The following is a 19139-nucleotide window of genomic DNA, read 5'->3' on the forward strand; positions in this document are numbered from 1 at the left end:
TCAAAATGAACCGACTATTTGGGGTTGCCGCGCTTCTTGTCCTGATGGGGGCTACGACGGCCGCGCGTGCGGCGGAGTGCCGAATAAATGGCGGAGGGTGGCAAGTAATAGTCGGCGAACTACCTCTACAGGTCCCTGTAACCGTTACTTTGACAGCCGATCGTACGCGGATCATGTTGGAAGGTGCACGGCTTGACTGTAGGTTTTCCCCAGGAACGCAGACCCCATCCTGGCGGGAGGACTATTGGTCAACGGGCAGCGCAACGGGGACGCCCTGGATCCCGGGTCCCAAATTCAGCAACGAAGGCGCCGGGTTACGAATAAATGGAATCTACCGAAATATTCCGATCCAGAATGGCATACGAATCACCACGCTGCCGGACAACTTCATAGGTTACCCGATCGATATCACGCCCTATATCCTGGTGCGTAACAATCCGTCCAATCCGATCGATATTCGAATTGGCGACAATCTCGGACGCCTGCATCTCACTGCCACCAATAACCATGACCCAAGTTCGCCCCGGATCAATGTGAGGTACAACGCCGCCAACAACTTCACGGTTTCCCCCTCCGCGTGCACGATCAACAATAACAACCCGATAGAGATCAACTTCGGCAACGTCCACCAGCGGGGAATAGGCACCGATCCCCTGACAACCACCATTCGCCGTGACCAGCGACTCACCTACTCATGCCCGGACGGTGGGATTACTTCGCCGATCACCATTACTTACAAAGGTACCCCCTCGACGTTCGACTCACGCCTGTTGGTGATGACCAATCCTGACGTCGGCACGGCGCTTGTCCGTGCAGGGACTGCGGTTCGAGTCGGCAGCTCCTTCCTCACCCAAATCAACAACAGTGTGGGGGGCGATGACGTGACCTTTACGCTGGTCAGGCGTGCGGGCTCCCTACCCACTGCCGGGCCCATCAACGGCAGCGGTGTGCTGGTGATGGGGGTGCCATGACCTAAGGCCCCGCCACACACTGTGAGTGACTACCCGGTTGCAGGTACGGCGTCAGGATCGGCGCCATGCCTTTGAGCACCTGCACCGGCAGCGCCGAGGTGAACGTGAAGTGCTGCGCCGAGGCACCGGGCACGAAGGCGGTGAGTGTGCCGAAGTGCTGTTCGCCGATGTAGAACACAAAAGTCGCCGTGCGGTTGATCGACTTGGAGCTCAGCACCCGCCCGCCGGCGCCGATGGCTTCAATCCGGTTATCGCCGGTACCGGTTTTGCCACCCATGGCCAAGGGCGAGCCGTCGGCCAGTTTGAAGCTGCCGGAAACCCGCTTGGCGGTGCCGGCGTCCACCACTTGGGACAAGGCCCCGCGCAACGCGGTGGCCACCTCGGAAGGCATCACCCGTTTGCCGCGGTCGGGGGTGTTGGTCAAGCGGGTTTCGTAGGGCGTGCCTGCGGCGAACTGCAGGCTGTCGATGCGCAGCACCGGCTCGCGCACGCCATCGTTAAGAATAATCCCCATCAACTCTGCCAGCGCTGCCGGGCGGTCGCCCGAACTGCCGATGGCGGTGGCCAGCGACGGCACAAGATGATCAAACGGGTAGCCCACCGCCTGCCAGCGCTGGTGGATATCCAGGAACGCCTCGACCTCCAGCATGGTCCGGATACGGCTGTCCCGGGCGCTTTGATGGCGGCTCTTGAACAGCCAGCTGTACACCTCCTGACGCTCGAATTGACTGGCTTTGACGATCTCGCTGAAGGTCGCTTGCGGGTGGTTCAGCAGGTAGCCCAGCAGCCATAAATCCAAGGGATGGACTTTGGCGATGTAACCTTGGTCGGGCAAGTCATAGGCGCCGGGGCCGTAACTCTTATAGAGCTTGGCCAGGCGCTCGTCGGTGAGTTTTTCCTGGGGCTTGACGCCGTTCAGGTGCGAGCGCACGAAGCGGTTGAAGGTGTCCTGGTTGGCGTCGGGCAACAGGTAGCGGTGCACCGCCGCCAGGCGAATCGGCGTGGGCCGCAGGCTGTCGAGGAACGTGTCCAGGCGCGCCTGGGTGTCTTTTTTCTGGTATTTCTTCCAGAACTTTTGCAGGAAGGTCGTGCCCTCGCGGTCGGCGAACCGGGCCAGGTATTCCTGGCGACGCGGGTCATCATCATCCTTGAGCAGCACGGCGCTGTTGTTCGGCCCCGCGTAGGTGCTGTAGCGCACCAGGTCGCGCATCAAGCGGATAAACGGCAGGTTGATCGACTCCCGCAAGGCGTCCCGCAGGGTGGGGTTGCGGCCATTGTCTTCGTTGCGAAAGTTATGGAAGTGATGCAGGCCGCCACCGGTGAAAAAGCTTTCGCCGGGGTTGGCCGAATACGTGCGGTCCAGGGCCGCGTCGAGCATCGCGGCAAGCGATGTGCCGGGGTTCTGGACCAGGTAGTCGACGGCCCAGCGGCTGAGACGGTCCTGGTCGTTGATCTCGGCTTTTTTCAGGGCTGCCGGGGTTTGCCCGGCATAGCGTTGATGCAGTTCGGTGATGATTTGCAGGTAAGTCGTGAGTACCCGCAGCTTGGCGGTAGAGCCCAGTTCCAGCTTACTGCCTTCGTTGATGTCGAAGGGTTGGTCGGTGCTGTCGGTCTGGACCCGCACCCGTGAGCTGTCGGGGGTCAGTTCGAACAAGGTGAAGCTGTAGCGCACTTGGGGCGTGCTGTCGGCGGTGAGCAAGCGTGGGCCGATCAGGCCGATCTGACCGGCAAAGGTCGGATCGGCCAAGTGTTTGAGGTACTCGGTGACCTGGGCTTGCAAGTCACTCTGCAAGGTACTGGTTGCGGACAGATCAAGGCGGTCAAGGTCGTACAGCGGGCGATTGAGCAGGGCGGCCAGACGGCTGCGGGCAACGCTGATGCCTTTGTTGGTTTCAATCGGTTGGATCGTCGGTTGCTGTTGCCAGTCGCGGTACGTGACCTTGGCGGCCAGCGCGGCCGTCGACAACGCCGGGTCGATCACGCCGTTTTGCGTGAGCAGGCGCAGATGGCTGTCGGTCAACTGCGCCAGTTCCTCGCGGCCCTTGCTCAGGTAGTGAGAGGGGCGGCGCTGGGCAATCATCAGCGACAGCACTTCACGCAGCGCCAGGCCACGTTGCTTCAGGCTTTGTGCATCGTGCGCGGTGCTGGCCAGCGCCTGGTTGACCTGGGCGAAATCGGCGCCGTACCACACACGCAATCCTTCGGCCATGCCGTGCACCTCACCGTGCCCGGGTACTGCCGACAACGGCACGCTGTTGAGGTAGTCGCGCACCACATTCTGTCGGGCCTGTAACGTGTGTGGGCCGGCCTGATAAGCGCGCACGCTGGCGGAAATCATCTGGCGGATTTTCTCACCGCCGGACAGCGTCAGGCCGTCGGGGGAGTGGCGATACTTTTCCAGCTGCGTGGCCAACGTGCTGCCCCCAGCGGTTTGCCCCGGCAGGTGCAGCAGCTTCGCCACCTGCGACCAGGCTGCCTTGGCAAAACGTGGCCAGTCCACGGCTGGGTTGGCCAGGGGCTGCTCGGGGTCGAGCAGGTCGCGGTTCTCGATGAACAACAAGCTGTGCACCATCAACGGCGGTATGGCGTCGAAACCTGCGTACAGTTGCTGCGGGTAGTTGAACTGGTACAACGGCGCCGCCCGGCAATCGGTGATGGACAGCCCCGCCTGGGTTTTTTCGGCATAGGGCACAAAAAAACCGTGGTTGTTGTAATCCATCAACGCGCCAGAGAACCGGGTTTGCGCCTGCACCCGATAATCGCGTTTAAGCAGCCGGGGCAAAAACTCGCCGAGGGCGCTGTAGCCCAGGCGCTTGTCGAAGGGCCCGGCACCGGGGTAAACGATGGCCTCGCTGGGGCCGGGCTCAAGCGTATACGTGAGGCTGGCGGCCAGGCGGCTGAGCTCGCGGGCTTGCAGGGCCGAGGTGCGTATCTCCCGGGCGGCGGCGAAGCCGAGGGCAATCAACGCCATCAACAGGACCAGCCAGAACACCCGCCGCCATAAACGGCGAGGTGCAGGCGTTTTGGGCAAAGATGGCTGATCCACACTGCTTTCTGAAACGGCAGCCTTGGTCGAATCGGATTGCCACAGAGCACCCATAGTCGATTGATCCATTCACGCAGATTGATCGGACTTGTCTGAAGCTTAGACGGTGGCGGGCGATTGCAGCGGCGTTTTTGTGCGGCATGTCGACAGAGGAACGCGTGTTGTGTCAGGGCAACGGGTGTTTCAACCCATTATTGAGCAGTGCCAGCCAGTGTTGGTCATTGGCCTGGCCCCAGCGGTAGGTGCCCTGATCGTTGAAAAACACCGAGATATCCTGCAGAGACCACGTGATCATTTTCTCATTGAGCTGTTTCATGTAGTCCCGCGCCGGGCAGACGATGGCCGCCCATGGGTCGCAGATCCACAGGTCCGCCCAGCCTGCTTCCTTGAAGTCCAGCGTGTGTGTCAGCGGGGCGGTGGGTGCGCCTACCACCACGAAGGCATGCGCGGGCGGGCTCATGCCCCAGATGTGCGCGTGGCCACCGTTAACCCGGATCAGCTCTCGGGCGACATGAGCCATCTGGTCGCAATTGCCGGCGCCGGTCTTGAGGATCACCTCTGTGTAGTTGGGATGGCCGACGCGGCTGTATTGCCACATCACCAAGGACTCGGCGATGTCCAGCCGGGTCAGTTCGTCGAGGCCGGTGCCCACCACATTGGCTGAGCCGATACCGGTGCTCTTCACCAGGGCCACGGTGCTTGCGTGCGCCTTTTGGGCCAGGTACTGGTTGAGTTTTTCTGCGCTGCCAGCAGCCTGAATGAACGCGGTACGTGGCCAACTCTCCAGTTGCATTGGCCTTGCTGCAATGCTGATCGGCAGGCGTTGCCCTTGATCGCTCGCGTTGAGCAACAACTCGCGTTGCTTGAGCGGGCTCAAGGTGCTGGCCTGCTGGCGAAGGCGCGCAATTTTCTTGGGGCTGAAATCTCGGCGAGCCAGCTGTCCGTACAGCACTTCCAGGGTCGGCAGAGTGACCAGGGGACGGTTGTGGACATAACCTGCCGCCGTTAAATAGTCGAGTTTACGTTGGCTGAATGCGCGGATCAGTTGTTCGTGCTCGCCCCCTTGGCTGAAGTACAACTGATTGCACTCCGACGCGCTGCGACTCACCTCATAGAAAATCCCTGTATCGGCCTCTACGACGATGCGTGGGTTGGGGAGTGTGCCTGGCGGATTAAGATCGACCGCCATCGCCCGCAAGACGCGGCTGTCTTCCACACCGTCAACCAACGCCTGCAATTCAACCACCCGCGTTTCGCGGCTGAGCTTGTTATCCAATTGGTCGTTGGGCAGGCCGAACTGCGGTTCATCGTCGAGCAGGGTGCCGGTGACTTTCGGCTTGTACTTCAAGAGCGGCGGCAGGGCCACCGGCGTGAGGTCGAAGGTGCTCCCCGAGGGTATTGCCTCATACAGCCGGTGGTCATACACCAGTCGTCGCGGGGCCGACCCCACAGCGGGCGCCGCGGTGAGACGGATATGCTCAATCGCCTGGACCCGGCGATGATGAATGGATGAGCGGCTCGTGGAGAGTCTTTTGGTGAAGCACACCAACGGGATCGGGCTGCGTTTTTTTCGGCCGGTGAGGCAAGCCGCGTCCAGCCCTTTTTCGACCCGAAAGTAGGCGGGTGATTGCACATCGTCCAGGTGCGTTGCGGCCTTGTGCTCAAGGCGCAGCAGTTGGTTCTGGTGCAGCAGGTCGGTGGCCTCCGAGCGCGGGATGACCAGCGGCTGGGTGGCGAAAAAACGTTCTGTGACCAACGCCCGGTAACCATTGGCGGCGCGCATCGGTATCACGCCGACGGCGCTGGCCAGGCGAAAACTATCCAGCGGCGGCCCATACGGTCGGGTGCTGAAGGGGGAGCAGGCGTGCCAGCGGTTTTTGTGCAGGAGGGCGTTGATACGTACGAAGTCGCTCCCGCGCAGCACCGTGCCGTTGCCGATGTCGGCGCGGGCCAGCAACGTGGGGTAATCCAGCCATAACGCGTTGGCGGTGCTGCGTTGAATTTGCCCGATCGCCGTGTCGAGCACACGTCCTGCTTCGGTCGTCAGCCGGATCACGCCACTACCGGCCAGCCTGAACAGGCCGGGAATACCGTCCAGCGGGTTCAGCACGGTATTGAGGAAGGTGCTGCTCAAGCGGCCCAGTTGGATCAGTTTGATCGGCAGCGGTACGGTTCTTTTCAAGATCGCCAGCGAGGCCGTAAGAAACTGTTGGGTGGGAAACAGCAGGGCCAGCAGGTCGATAAAACAGCCATAGGCCCCATCGATGGCGCGGCGCAGGTCTGCGGAGGTGATGTCGGTGGCGCACGACCAAAACGGGACGAGTTTTTTAAGCCGGGCCAGCAACCGATCCCAGCGTTGCTGCAAGTGTTCGTGCCGGGTCGAGCCCCTGGCCTGCACGCGCAAGCCGTCGACTTCGAGGAAGAAGTGTTGCTGCACGATGGCGTGGGCAATGGCGCGATTGACCGACGATCCAAACGTGAACGCCGTCGACGGCAGTGAGTTGTCCGGCGCCGGGTTGGATGACCACAGCAGGTCGATGATCACCTTGGAACGGATCCCCAGCCTCGGCGGGCGCCCATTGGCGTAGGCTTCCCAGTCCACGGGCAGCTCATCGCCGACCAGCAACTGCGTGACGGGGTGGGTCGAGTGGGCACCGCCGGTGGTGGCCGAAATCGGCGTGCCTCCCAGGCGAAACGCCAACGGCGGGCCGTCGCGCTTGTGCACGCGGTTCAGCAGAGGGAACAGCTCGTACTCCTCGATGCCGGTGGGCGATGTCGCGCGCAGGATCACACCCGTCCGCGCGGTACGGGCGAGCTCTTCTTCCTTGCTCAGCAGCGCAAGGTCCTTGCCAGGTGGTTTTTTCAGCACCAACAGTTGCAGGTCAGCCTGTTGCAGGTGCGAACGATCAGCCAGGGGCAATTGCGCCAAAAGGTCTTCAATCGTGGTGCTGTAGGCCTGTTTCATCGTCGCGATATAGGCGCCAAAGGCCGTGTCGAAGCGTTCGTTGATATCCCCTAATTGCCCAAACGATAGACGCAGTTGCGCCAGGTCCAGCTGCGGTTCGATAGACGCCCACCGGGTGTCGTCCAACTGGCCGTCCATGTGCAATTCCACCAACGAATGCAGGCTGTAGTTTTCGCGATCATGATGGTGCATCGGGAAGCGCAGGCTGCTGCCGGCCAGCGGTGGAACCGGGCGCCACAGGCAGGCTTTTTCCAGCCACGGCTGCTTTGGAAATACCCGTTTGAGATCCTCCAGGGCGATGCTGCGGCGACTCGGCGGTGTGCTGGCAACGGTGATCAGCGCGTCCTTCAAGGCTTGCAGGCGATGCATCAGGCGGGTTTTAAGGGCGTCGATCTCGTCAGTCAGGTATTCACCGTTCTCGCGCTCGGGCAGTTCGCCTTGGGCAATGGCCCAGTCGAGCAAGGTGCGGGTGGCGGTGTACGCGCGCCACTGTTGCTGCTGGACGGTCTTGGGCGGCTGCGCTGCCAGGGCGATCATGTCGTTGTAGGTCATGTACTGCGGTGATCCAGGCGCCAGTGCGTGCGCAATCATCACGCCCTGCTTGAAGGTCATCCAGGCGATCGATGTGCGAAAACGCAGGGTGTCGGGCAATGCCTGCACCAGAAACTCCGGCGCGGTGCCGGCCAGCAACAAGTGGGCCGCCAGCGGGGCGGCGGCGGTCGAGACCTTGCAGGCGCGCATCACGTGCAATTCCAGTTCGCGGCGTAGGTCGGCATGGGGTTTGCCCCAGTGCACGTCGGCCACCAGGTTGAAGCCGGCCAGCACGTAGCCTGCTTCACCGGCCGCAGGGTCCAGGTCGAGGATCAGTGCGCTCAGCACCAGCAGGCCCAGGCTTGTCTGACCGGCGGATTCGTCCGCGTGCTGCCCATACCACTGCAGTGCCGTGATCAGCTGTTGGCCCAACGCACGCGCGGGCTCCAGGCCGAGCAGTTGCTTGAGCAGAGCGTCGGCCTGTGTGCGGATCTGCTCAGGCGTTTTGCCGTTCAGCAGGGCGCCGCACAGCTGATCGAGCAGGCGTGGGCTGCGGTTCTGCCGCCCGGTATTGATCGTCTCGATAATGGTTTTTCGTTGGGCGGTATCCAGTTGCACCGGCGAGCGGGCCGTGGCGCTCAACAGCGCGTGGTAGTCACCGAATGCAGGGGGCCTCGGCAGGGTCATGTGCAGGCTCAGCAGGGTGTCGTCGGCGGCGGCCACCGTGTCGGGTATGTCGAGTTCATGGTGGTGCAACAGCTGCTTGAGGCTGAACGGGCCGCAAGCGGAGCGGGCACTCACGGCGGGATGGCGGGCGCTGTCGGGCTGGCGGGCGCTGGAGTCTGGATCGGGTGTCAGTGGCACGCCGGCGGTGTCGATCAGGGTGTCACTGTCCTTGCCCAGGACCAGGGCCTTCAACGCGTCTGCCATGAGCGCCCGGTCGTGATCCAGCGCCAGCCATTGCAGGTATTGCATCAGGGCGATGTCGGCGTTGGCCAGGTCGGCGACGGGCAGTACCGTCAGCGCCGTCGACTGGCGCAGGGTGTCGATCAGTGCCCGGGCCTCCTCAGGTGTGTCGGGTACCGGTTGGTCGTGGCACTGCAGGAGTTGGGCAACGCTGAACAGGCCACTCTGGTGGACAAGGGTGCAGAGCTGTTCGGCGACGTCGACCAACTGCTGCAGCTGGGCTTCGGGCGGCAACGCCAGCAACTGTTCGATGCCGATGTCGACCAACATGCCCAAGGCATTCTTGCCGCTGAGCCGGCGCGTGGCGGGGTCGAACGCATACATGCCGGGTTGCAGGTTTTGCGCCGAATCGAGCGCCAAGAAATCTGCATGGGTGGTGAGGATTGTAAGCAGCGCTGCGCCGGCTTGCTGGGTCGTGGCCCAAAACGAGCCGGACTCGAGCTTGAGGTAGGTCTTGTAGGTGGAAAACAGATTGAAATCGTCTTCATCCACCAGGTTTTCCAGGCGGTCGGCGAGTTGGTGCAGGTCCTGGTTCAACCGCTTGAGGCTGTCATTCAGGCCCACCTTGGGGTCGGCAAAGGTGTTCAGCTGGTCCAGGGCCTGGGTGATCACCCGGCGCTCCCCGTGATGGCGGGGGTGTGGATAACCGTAAAAGTTCAGCACCTGTTCTGCGCCAAGCGCCAGCTGCGTGGTGTCTTGTTGCACGTTCAGGCCACCCAGGTCCAGTGGCAGTCGTGTGAGCCAAGCCTGCACGTTCGGCCGGTTGAGCGCTTTGCGGTAGAGCTGCAGCCAGCAGCCCAGTGACGAACATTCTGGAATGCGCAAGGCGGTGGTGTCGGTGGATTCCAGGTGATTGATCAGCGCGGTCATCAAGTGGCTATCGGCCGCCAGGCGCAGCGCCTGACCCTGCTTGAGTACGTCGAGGGTGTTTTGCATGAGGATGTCCCTTCGGTGTCATTGCCGTCCTGGCAATCGAGGATTGCTGATCGTGAAGGGCCTGCGCCTGAAGCGGTATCGGCACGGTGCGCCTCAACCCGTGGCCGAGTTCGGTGTTGGCGGTGTGATGGGCTGAACAGGCTGAAATAGAGCCTTTTGCCAGGCCCGTCCGATCAGGCGAGGGGCATGACGCTGCACGGCGGCTGTGCAATACTCGCCCGCCTCGCAACACCTGGAAAACGTCTGAACACAGGTCATGCTTTCTCGTAGAAAGTACATTTGCCCAGACTAATCGCTGAATTTAGTCGTTTATAGAGTGAAAGGCCCCGCGTTCGGGTTTTTATACTGCATGCCCCACCGATCCTGCAGGACGGGCCTGTTTACCCCTCAGGCCCGATCAGAGTCGCCCCGGACCTATCGGTCTTACGGCGGCAAGTTCGGTGGTTCATCCAATAACAAGACGAGGTTGTACCCTTATGCCAGTTGGCAACTCCCTGCCCCATGGCGAGACCGCTCAGGGCGGCCCGCTCAAACGCGAATTGGGCGAACGGCATATCCGCCTGATGGCCCTCGGCGCCTGTATCGGTGTCGGCCTGTTCCTGGGTTCGGCCAAGGCCATTGAAATGGCCGGCCCGGCGATCATGCTGTCCTACATCATCGGCGGTCTGGCGATCCTGGTGATCATGCGCGCCCTCGGCGAGATGGCCGTGCACAATCCGGTCGCCGGCTCCTTCAGCCGCTATGCACAAGACTACCTGGGCCCGTTGGCGGGCTTTCTGACCGGCTGGAATTATTGGTTCCTGTGGCTGGTGACTTGTGTGGCGGAAATCACTGCCGTCGCGGTGTACATGGGCGTCTGGTTCCCCGACACGCCGCGTTGGATCTGGGCCCTGGCGGCCCTGATCAGCATGGGCACCATCAACCTCATCGCGGTCAAGGCGTTCGGCGAGTTCGAGTTCTGGTTCGCACTGATCAAGATCGTCACCATCATTGCCATGGTGATCGGCGGTGTCGGCATCATTGCGTTCGGTTTCGGCAATGACGGCGTGGCATTGGGCATTTCCAACCTGTGGGCCCACGGCGGCTTCATGCCCAACGGCGTGACAGGCGTACTGATGTCGCTGCAAATGGTGATGTTCGCCTACCTCGGTGTGGAGATGATCGGCCTCACCGCCGGTGAAGCGAAGAACCCGCAGAAGACCATCCCCAGCGCCATCGGCTCGGTGTTCTGGCGCATTCTGTTGTTCTACGTCGGCGCGCTGTTTGTGATTTTGTCGATCTACCCGTGGAACGAAATCGGCACCCAGGGCAGCCCCTTTGTGATGACCTTCGAACGCTTGGGCATCAAGACGGCGGCCGGCATCATCAACTTCGTGGTGATCACGGCGGCACTGTCCTCGTGCAACGGCGGCATCTTCAGTACCGGGCGCATGCTTTACAGCCTGGCGCAGAACGGCCAGGCCCCGGCCACCTTCGGCACCACCTCCAGCAATGGCGTGCCGCGCAAGGCCCTGCTGTTATCGATCTTTGCCTTGCTGTTGGGCGTGCTGCTCAACTATCTGGTGCCGGAGAAGGTCTTCGTCTGGGTCACCTCCATTGCCACCTTCGGCGCGATCTGGACCTGGGCGATGATCCTGCTGGCCCAGCTCAGGTTCCGTCGTGGCTTGAGCCCGGCCGAACGTGACGGGCTCAAGTACCGCATGTGGCTGTACCCGCTCAGTTCCTACCTGGCCCTGGCGTTCCTGGTGCTGGTGGTGGGCCTGATGGCGTACTTCCCCGATACGCGCGTGGCGCTCTATGTCGGGCCGGCGTTCCTGGTAATGCTGACGGTGCTGTTCTACGTGTTCAAGTTGCAGCCGACGCAAGCCACCGTGCCCGCCCGATAGGCCCTATCGCCGGAGCGGTCAGTGGACCCTTTGGGCCAACTGCGCCGCTTCGGTCAATTGCCGGACCAGGCGGTATTGCTCCAGTTTTTCTCGCTCTATCAGTGACTGGCGTCGTTCCAGGTATTCGTCGGAGCGCTTGTTCTGCACCTGCTGATCCAGTTCCTGCTGCTTGAGCTTGGATGCATCCCGCACCGTCAGGAACGGCTCCGGGTAGCTGAGTGCCAGGTATTCGATCCAGAATTCGCGCTCCAGTATCGAGTCCTGCAACGCCGGTGTGCTGCGCAAGGCATTCAGGTGGTCGCGGGCTTCCTGCACGTGCTGTTCGGTCACGCGCTCGTCAATGGCATACAGCATCTGTTCGGGGTGCACCGGCAGGCTGAATTCTTCGGTGAGCCTGACCCTGAAAAACAGCGTGACTTCGGCCGCATCCAGCGGTTCTTCCGGCGTTTCCAGGCGAGCGATGAGGTCCTCGGAAAACTGGTCGAGCTGTTCGATCAAGTAACTGCCTTGCGCCAGCACCAGCAAGTCCTTGTCCACTTGATAGCTTCCCTGTTGAGACTTGGCCTGGTGCGCCCGGTGCATGAGCTCCATGTTGCTGAACGTCAAAATCGCGCCGTCACCGCAGGTGCCTGCGGCGTAAGTGTTGAGGAAGATTGTCTCGCACAGGTGGTTCGAGTTGCCCATGGCAATCAACAGCGTCCACACCCGCTGAGTCAGGCCGGCCCTGATCCGCCCGCCCTGTCGATAATCGTATGACTGGGTCAAGTCCCTCAGCACCCTGAAGGTGTCGTCGGGGCTTGCCCCTTCGTGCTCGCGCAAGGCGTCCCAGAGAAATCGCAGGCTCTCATGTTTATTGGCGTGTACGCCCGACAGCCAGTGATTGAAGTCCTTGGACGGACCCGGCAGGTGCACGATTCCGGGCCTCGCGCCGCGCAGGTTGACCCGGGTTTCGGCGCTGTACCGGCCGAGCCGCTGGCGTGTCTCGAGGGTCAGTGGGTTGTCATGCAACAGCGTACGCCGTTGACGTTCCAGGGCCTGTGGGCTGCTGAAGAGGCTCTCGGGAAGGGTGGTGATGTGGTTCTCCTCCAGGTGCAACAGGCTGAGGTTGGGCAATGCCCACGCGCTGTGTGGCCACTGAGTCAAGCCGGTGTTGCGCAGGTTCAGGGTTTGCAGCTCGGTCAGTGCGGCGAAGTCCGGAACCACCCCCAGTGGGTTATCGCTCACGTTCAGCTCGCGCAGATTGACCAGCCTGCTCAGGCGTTCGGCGGAGGTGGCTGTCAGCACGATACGGTTGTCTGCCAGGTCCAGGTGGGTGAGGTGGGCCATATCGCTGATTGCGCTGGGCAGTTCGTTCAGGTCACAGTCGATTTTCAACGCGCGCAGCTCGCTGAAATGGCGCAGGAAGGCATCCCCTTGGACGGGGAAAGTATCGCCTGCGAGGTGCAGGTATTCGATGTGTTCGAACGTGCGCGAATCGATGCTCAGGGTCGGCAATGTATTGATGGTGTCCAGTTGCAGGGTCAACGAGGACAGGTGAAATAACCCGAAAATGAAGCGCTGAGGGTTTTCCCGTCGGGCGGCTTCGCACAGGCGTAGGGCAAGTGCGCGTCGTGTTGTGAGGTTGCTCCAGGATTGCCGGTCACTGTCGCTATCACTGTCGCTTTCCAGGTTGTCATCTTGGCTGTAGGTCGCATCGGACCAGCGTTGCAGCTCGGTCGGCAATGCTTGGATTTCGGCCTGGCGCCGATCCAGTTCAATCAGCGCAGCGGGTTCGCTGAGGTTCAGTGAACGAATGAAGCGCCGAGCGTCGTCGTTGGAAAAACGCGGGTAGACCTGCTGGACCCTCGACATCAGGTCAGGCGGACGATTGCCGCCGAAGGGCCACAGCCCACTCCACAGCGGGTAGGCCAGGAACGTTCGATTCACGCCCAGCGGCGGCACCATCCAGGGTTGCACGTGAGGCAGGTCCAGCAGACGTTTGATTTCGACCCGGCGCCCCAGGGCAAGGGCGGCGATTTGTTCGCGTAAGTCAGCAATACCCGGTTCGCCCACGCCCCCCAGCGCGGCTTTTTCGCTGTCGGACAGTGTCTTGACGATGACGTCCAGCAGCGCGGGCGATGGGGCACCCAGGTGTGCGCCGTCCGCCGCGTAGCCTTGATAGCCGCGTTGGGTGCGAGCGAGTACCCGGCGTACCGAACCGTCCAAGTTCCCGGCGCTTTCCAGCAGGCGCCCGCGCGAGTCACCTTCGTGGATATCGATACGCAGCCCCTTAGGCCAGGTGGGCAGGGATTTGAGCAGGTGCAGGGTGATTTTGTCGCTGTCGGGGTGGGTCCAGGCGCTCAGGTAAAGCCCTTCATAAGCCCGGTTCAAGCGCAGGTCATGGCTGGACAGGCGCACCTGTTCGGCAAGCCGCAGGCTCACTTGGTGCTTGTCGCGAAGTTGCCTGAGTTCACGCGGGCTGGCGTGTTCGAGTATGGCCTTGACCAGCGGGGTGGGTAGTTCCGGGAACTTGGCTTTGAAGCGTTTATCGCGCAGGTTGCCGGTGGTCTCGCTCTGGGCGTAGAGCGAATTGAAGATGTCGGCTTTTTCGCGTTGGGCAAATTCGACGATTTTCTTAACCAGCTTGAACAGGCGTTCGTCGTGGGACGCGGGTAATTCACCGAGCAGGCCTTGGGTGATGGCGTCGTTTTGACTCAGCACTTCCAGCAGTTTGGCGTCTTTGTAATCGTGCTCGGTGACCTTCACGGCCTGGGCATCGGGTGCCTGACTGACCGGGTATTGTTGCAGCACCCGGTTCTGGCGATCGACGATCTGCAGCACGTGGCTCGATGGCCAGTCCGGCAGGCTCGATATCACCAACATCTGCAAGTGCGGCTGGGCGCTGCGCGAGGTCGGCTCGGCGCGCATGGCCTCGATGAACCGGTGGATTTCCTGCTCGATCTTCAAGCGTTTGCAGGTGTCTGCCAGCAGCGGAGGTACGGCGCGACCATTGCGGTGGACTTGGCGCAACAGCGGCGCGGAGGTGTCGGTCAGGGCCAGGATTTTAGCGGCCATGTCCCGTGTGAAGGCGTACGCGTGGTTACCCAGCCGATAGAGCAGGCGATGGTCGTCCCAGGTCATCGGGTTTTCGCTCGACAGGCGCCAGGTGCCTTCGCCGTTGTGTTCAAGGGTGGGGGTATCGACGCCGATTTTCGTCGGGTGGTGCAGCCGCCATTTGAGGCGCTTTTTGTCGAAGGCAATCCGGTAGAGCGCATCCAGCAACGGCAGGTAGTGGCGCCCGTCGAGTACGAAAATGCCGTTGGCGGTGGGCGCCAGGTCCGGTGGCAGGTCCAGGCGTTGTTCGTATTGCACCAGCGAGCCGTTGACCAGGCTGACAAACCCTTCGGTATTGCGCTGGTTGCTCATGTAATCCCCCAGCGTGTTACGCAGGCCTTGGCTATCGCTGGCGCTGTTCATACCCAGTAGCTGGCGTTCATGGGGGTGCAGCACCGAACCGATGGCCAGGTAGAAACTCTCGTTGTCGGGAGCTACCGGAATCGTTCCGCCGTTACGCAGGTCGTACGCTTCATAGCGCCCACGGCCGTAATGGCGCAGTTCCACGGTCGGGTCGTCCGAGCCGCTGGAGATGTAAGGGGTGGCGATGTCACCGGCGACCACTTCGGTGATCACGAAAGGCCGTTTAAGCGTGTTGCGCACCAAGGCCGAGGCAAACTCCCGGGCCCATTGGTCAATGTCGTCATTGTGCGCGCGTGGGTGATACAGCCCGTCTATTGCGGCGTCGATACGCAGCGCCGTGCGGTGGTGATCCAACCATTCGGCAAACGCCGTCGGCAGGGTGCCGGCGTCAAGAAAGGCCTGATGCTGGCGTGGCGTGAGTGGGTTAACCGTGAGCAGTTGCTCAAGGTGGGCGGGCGACAGCGGCCGGTTCAGGTCGCGCATTTTTTTCAGCAGCGGCGTGACGGCCACCCAGGGAGGTGATGCCTTGAACGGCAAGAACCGTCGCACATCGGCGGGAGGAAGTCGCTCGCCTTTTTCGTAACCCGAAAAGTCGACCACGGCACTGAACAGTGTCATCCGCTCCTGCCGAGCGAGGGCCACGACCTGCTCACGAATGGCGACGACCCGTTGGTCCGGCGAACGGTTGTGGTGGGTTTCCTGGCCCAGGGTCGAACCACTGGGTTGCAGCTGGAGGATGAGTAACAGCAACGTGTCGGCGGAACCGGGCGATACCCGCTGGCCATCGGTGGCCAGGTAGCTGCCGTCCTCACGACGCGTCAGGCTGATCAGGTGAGGCCTGGTCGGCGCGTGTTCAAGTTTGCTATAAATTTCAATCACTTCGCCGGCTTCCTCACGGATGCTCAACAGGGCGTCGACCGGCCAGCCCGCCAATTGCGTCAGCAGGCAAAACACCGTGCTGTCGCCGTGCGGGGGCATGTACCCCGGCTGGTCGAAGTGGTCGATGATTTGCTGGATAACCCGGTCGGCTTGCAGGCGCCTGACCCCTTCGATCAGGTTCAGCGGTGCGCTGTGTCCGGCCCAGACCCGGTCCAGGGTGGCGCGCGGTGTGGCGGTGCTCTTGAGCATGTGCTCCAGGTCGGCCACGGGTGCATGGGAAGAGCCGTTGGGCAGCATGCGCTGCAGCAATTTGATGTCGGACAGCGTGTGGACGTTATGCAGGTCGAACTTCCAGGCCTGCCAGGCGGGTTCGAAAATGATCGGTGGGTTATAGGTGTCAGCGTTTGCGTGTTTGAGCACGTAACGCATGCTCTGCGAGTCGTGCCGCACTTCCACCACCAGTGCCTGGTCGTCGTGGCGCAGTTTGACGTAGCGTTTGCCCTTGACGGAAAAGACCCCCAGGGCGTCCGGGGTTTTGCCGTTAAGCAGGGCCTGGTTGGCCACCGCGTACGGTTGCGCGTCGGGTTTCCAGAGTGCTTCGACGCCGTCCGGGCGCGTGACTTTGCGTGGGTTGCCCAGCCGGTTCAGGTAGTCGAGCATGCGCTGGCGGTGCAGCCTGCCGGCAGTGGAGATCAGTCGGCCGCTGACGGCCAGGTCGGCGACATCCGCCATGGCGCTGGCGAAACCACTTGCATCACCCTGGATCGCTTCACTCAGGCCTTGGCCGACGCTGTAGGTCAGGCTGCCCATGACGGCCAGTTGCATCACGCGGTTCAGCCCGGTCACGCCGCCGGGCAGTGGTGTCAGCAGCAGTTGCAGGACTTCGCCGGCAATCGCGGCCACCGCGTCCGTGAGGGCCTGCCAGTCGGCTTCGGAACGCGGGGTCGCCAGGGTGTCCAGGTCGGCCTGGAAGCGTTGAATCTGCTGGTGAGTGAACGCTTCGACCAGCGTCAACGGGCGATCCGGGCGCATGGCTGTCGAGAAGCGCACGCTGTCGAGGGTCCGCTGCGGGAAGGCTTTGTGAAAACCGTCATACAGCAATCCAGTCAGCCAATTCATGTCCTTGGGACGCGGCTCTTGGCGCAGCAGCGATTTAAAGGTCGCCAGGCCAATCAGCGGCAGTTGTCGCGAAAACCAACCCAGGTCCTGTTGCTGGTGGCTGGCATTGAGTTGCTCGCGCCAGGCGTTTTCGGCCGCCTGCGCGTCAACGTGATAGCGCAGCGCGCCGCCTGGGCGAAAAGGGAAATACGACAACACCCCGAGGCTGGCCACATTGATCAGCAGTAAGGGGATGGGCATTGCGGTGTGCCAGGCGGTGTGCGGCTTGGGGAGGATGGGCGTGCGACTGGACGTCAGGCTCAGCATGTCGAAAGCCGGTTGCGGGCCATCGCCGTTGAGGGCGGCGTGCAGCGTGTCATACATCGGGCGGGTCAAGCCGGTGACGACGCGGTTGCGCCAGGCGTCGAGCAAGTCGAACAGCAGCAGCGCCTTGGATGAGGCCTTGATCAGGTTTCGCAGCGTGCCGTCGCTGCTTAACGTCGGGTTGATGAGTGCCCGCAATCGCCCCCCCAGGTTCAGCTTGCGGGCTACGGCGATGAAGTCTTTGACCGGCAGGCTCCGGTCGTCGTTGCCGCCGATGATTTCACTGGCTTCTGCCAGGCTATAACCCGAGGCCTGAATGACCGAGCTGGTGAACCCGAAGTTCAGGCAGGCGGCTTCCCACAGGGTCATGCTTTTGGTGTGCTCGATGTACTGCCATTCATCCAGGGCGCGGCGAGGGCGATACGGCGGTTCGGTGACGCGGGGCTCCCAGGGAAAGGGTTGTTCGCGTTTTTCCAGGTAGGTGGTGTAGAGGCGGTAGTTTTCCGGATCACGTCCGCCGATCTTCTCGCGCAGCTCAGCCAAGCCCTCGACTTTGAAGGCCTGGATCAGGCGGTTTTTTTCGGCTTCGACGGCGTTGACGGCAGCCAGGGCTTCGCGTTGCAGCTGGAGGTAACGGGTTTGCTCTGGCGGCGTCAGGCCTTGCATGGCCTGCGCGACAGTGTGCTGAATCAGTTCGAGGGATTGTTGCCGGGCCCAGGCTGTGCTGGATTGCAGGTTGCCGGATAAGCCGTTGAGCAGTTGGTGGGTGGGCATGTGTTGGGGCCTTTCACAATGGGTGGAAGGCCAAGGGGACCATGGCGCCTTGGGCGCCTGGGGTTAACTATGTACCTGGGTTGCAGACTTCATGGGCGTGTTCAGGCGCTTGTTGAACTCCAGCCACGCGGCCAGCGTCGCCATCAGCGCAGCGCCGGCCAGGGCGGTTAAAACCTGCATGGTAAAGGCATCGCCAGCCAGGGCGTTGACCATATCGGCCAGCGGCGCCAGCAACACGCCCAGGCAGAACACTTCCAGCGAATAGCGCCCCATCCGGCAGGTTTGCCGTGCCAGCCAGTTTTGCGTCCAGGTACGCCCCGGCAACAGTTTGGCGGTGACATAGGCCAGGGCCAGGAAGTGCAGCAAACGGACCGGCGACAGGTCGGTCTTGCTGATCGGGTAGAGCAGCTCGCTGAGTGCGGAAGGCATCAACGCGTCATGTACGTCGGGCCAGCGCCAGGCAATCGTGATCACGCAGGCCACCAGCGAATAGACCGCTGCGGTGACGAACAGCGGCTGGCGTAGCAGGGGGCGATCATCCTGCGCCCGTGGCGTTTGCCCGTGAATGGCCGCCGCACCGCCCAGTATGAACAGGAACTGCCAGGTGACCGGGTTGAAGTACCACACACCGTCTGCGATCGCCGCCAGGTTCCAGCCCAGGTGCGGCGCCAGCAGGTACACCGCCATCGATACCGCGACCACCGCCCAGGTCTTGCGCAGGAGCAACGGCAGCACCAACGGCAGGCCGGCCAGCAGCACGATATACAGCGGCAACGGGTCCATCAGGTTCGGCTTGAAGCGCAGCAGCAATTCATCCACCAGGGCTTGCTGCGGGTGTGTGACGAAATGCGTCAGGCCCATCTCCTCTACCAGGTCGCGGGTTTCCACATGGCTGTTGGCGAAGAACACGATACCCATCAGCATCGCCAGCAAAAAGATATGCACCACGTACAGCACCCACGTGCGCCGCAGGATCTTCAAGCAGGCCATCCAGTAGCCTTCGCGCTGCAGGACCTTGCCGTAGGCCAGCACGGACGCGTAGCCAGCAAGAAACACGAAGACTTCAGCCGCGTCGCTGAAGCCGATATTGCGCAGGGTAATCTGGCCAAGGGGATTGTGGGGGACGTGATCCCAGAAAATGAAGATCAACGCCAGGCCCCGAAAAAAATCGATGCGCGGGTCGCGTCCGTTCAGCATGGCAGCGGGCTCTTGAACAAATAGTTTAGTAATGACAGGCGCGTGGCAGGGATGTCGCACGCCGCACGTCGGGCGGGCGCAGGTTGGCGGTATTTGTAAGCAATTGCAAA

Annotated in this window: 6 protein-coding genes; 2 read left to right on the top strand and 4 right to left on the bottom strand. The window is 62.0% G+C overall.

The window, feature by feature from the left end; all coding sequences use genetic code 11:
• The first annotated feature begins 5 nt into the window (after nt 1–5).
• A complete protein-coding gene (locus tag ACI512_RS09470; protein WP_236380711.1) occupies nt 6–971 on the top strand; it encodes a fimbrial protein in 966 nt (321 codons plus the stop codon).
• Between the two features lies 1 nt (nt 972).
• On the opposite strand, the gene ACI512_RS09475 is transcribed toward ACI512_RS09470, so the two are convergent.
• Together ACI512_RS09475 and ACI512_RS09480 are read right to left on the bottom strand one after the other, a co-directional pair.
• Complete coding sequence (locus tag ACI512_RS09475) at nt 973–4071, bottom strand: transglycosylase domain-containing protein (protein WP_236380706.1); 3099 nt, start codon at nt 4069–4071, stop codon at nt 973–975.
• A 112-nt stretch (nt 4072–4183) separates the two neighbouring features.
• Nucleotides 4184–9415 (bottom strand): hypothetical protein, encoded by a 5232-nt coding sequence (locus ACI512_RS09480; RefSeq protein WP_236380702.1) that lies wholly within the window; start codon nt 9413–9415, stop codon nt 4184–4186.
• 476 nt (nt 9416–9891) lie between these two features.
• On the opposite strand from ACI512_RS09480, the gene ACI512_RS09485 reads away from it, so the two are divergent.
• Nucleotides 9892–11301, top strand: a complete 1410-nt coding sequence (locus tag ACI512_RS09485) for an amino acid permease (protein WP_012722443.1) — start codon at nt 9892–9894, stop codon at nt 11299–11301.
• Between the two features lie 18 nt (nt 11302–11319).
• On the opposite strand, the gene ACI512_RS09490 is transcribed toward ACI512_RS09485, so the two are convergent.
• Both ACI512_RS09490 and ACI512_RS09495 read right to left on the bottom strand, forming a co-directional pair.
• Nucleotides 11320–17832 carry an NEL-type E3 ubiquitin ligase domain-containing protein gene (locus ACI512_RS09490; RefSeq protein ID WP_405121749.1) on the bottom strand — a complete coding sequence of 2171 codons (6513 nt, stop codon included), beginning with the start codon at nt 17830–17832 and terminating at the stop codon, nt 11320–11322.
• 63 nt (nt 17833–17895) lie between these two features.
• Complete coding sequence (locus ACI512_RS09495) at nt 17896–19029, bottom strand: OpgC family protein (RefSeq protein WP_231808143.1); 1134 nt, start codon at nt 19027–19029, stop codon at nt 17896–17898.
• Between the last annotated feature and the right edge of the window lie 110 nt (nt 19030–19139).

This window comes from Pseudomonas petroselini (assembly GCF_045037875.1).
Taxonomy (GTDB): domain Bacteria; phylum Pseudomonadota; class Gammaproteobacteria; order Pseudomonadales; family Pseudomonadaceae; genus Aquipseudomonas; species Aquipseudomonas petroselini.

Bases quoted from the DNA above. Each gene is read 5' to 3' on its own strand.
- ACI512_RS09470 (WP_236380711.1), top strand. From the start codon at position 6: ATGAACCGACTATTTGGGGTTGCCGCGCTTCTTGTCCTGATGGGGGCT.
- ACI512_RS09475 (WP_236380706.1), bottom strand. From the start codon at position 4,071: ATGGGTGCTCTGTGGCAATCCGATTCGACCAAGGCTGCCGTTTCAGAA.
- ACI512_RS09480 (WP_236380702.1), bottom strand. From the start codon at position 9,415: ATGCAAAACACCCTCGACGTACTCAAGCAGGGTCAGGCGCTGCGCCTG.
- ACI512_RS09485 (WP_012722443.1), top strand. From the start codon at position 9,892: ATGCCAGTTGGCAACTCCCTGCCCCATGGCGAGACCGCTCAGGGCGGC.
- ACI512_RS09490 (WP_405121749.1), bottom strand. From the start codon at position 17,832: ATGCCCACCCACCAACTGCTCAACGGCTTATCCGGCAACCTGCAATCC.
- ACI512_RS09495 (WP_231808143.1), bottom strand. From the start codon at position 19,029: ATGCTGAACGGACGCGACCCGCGCATCGATTTTTTTCGGGGCCTGGCG.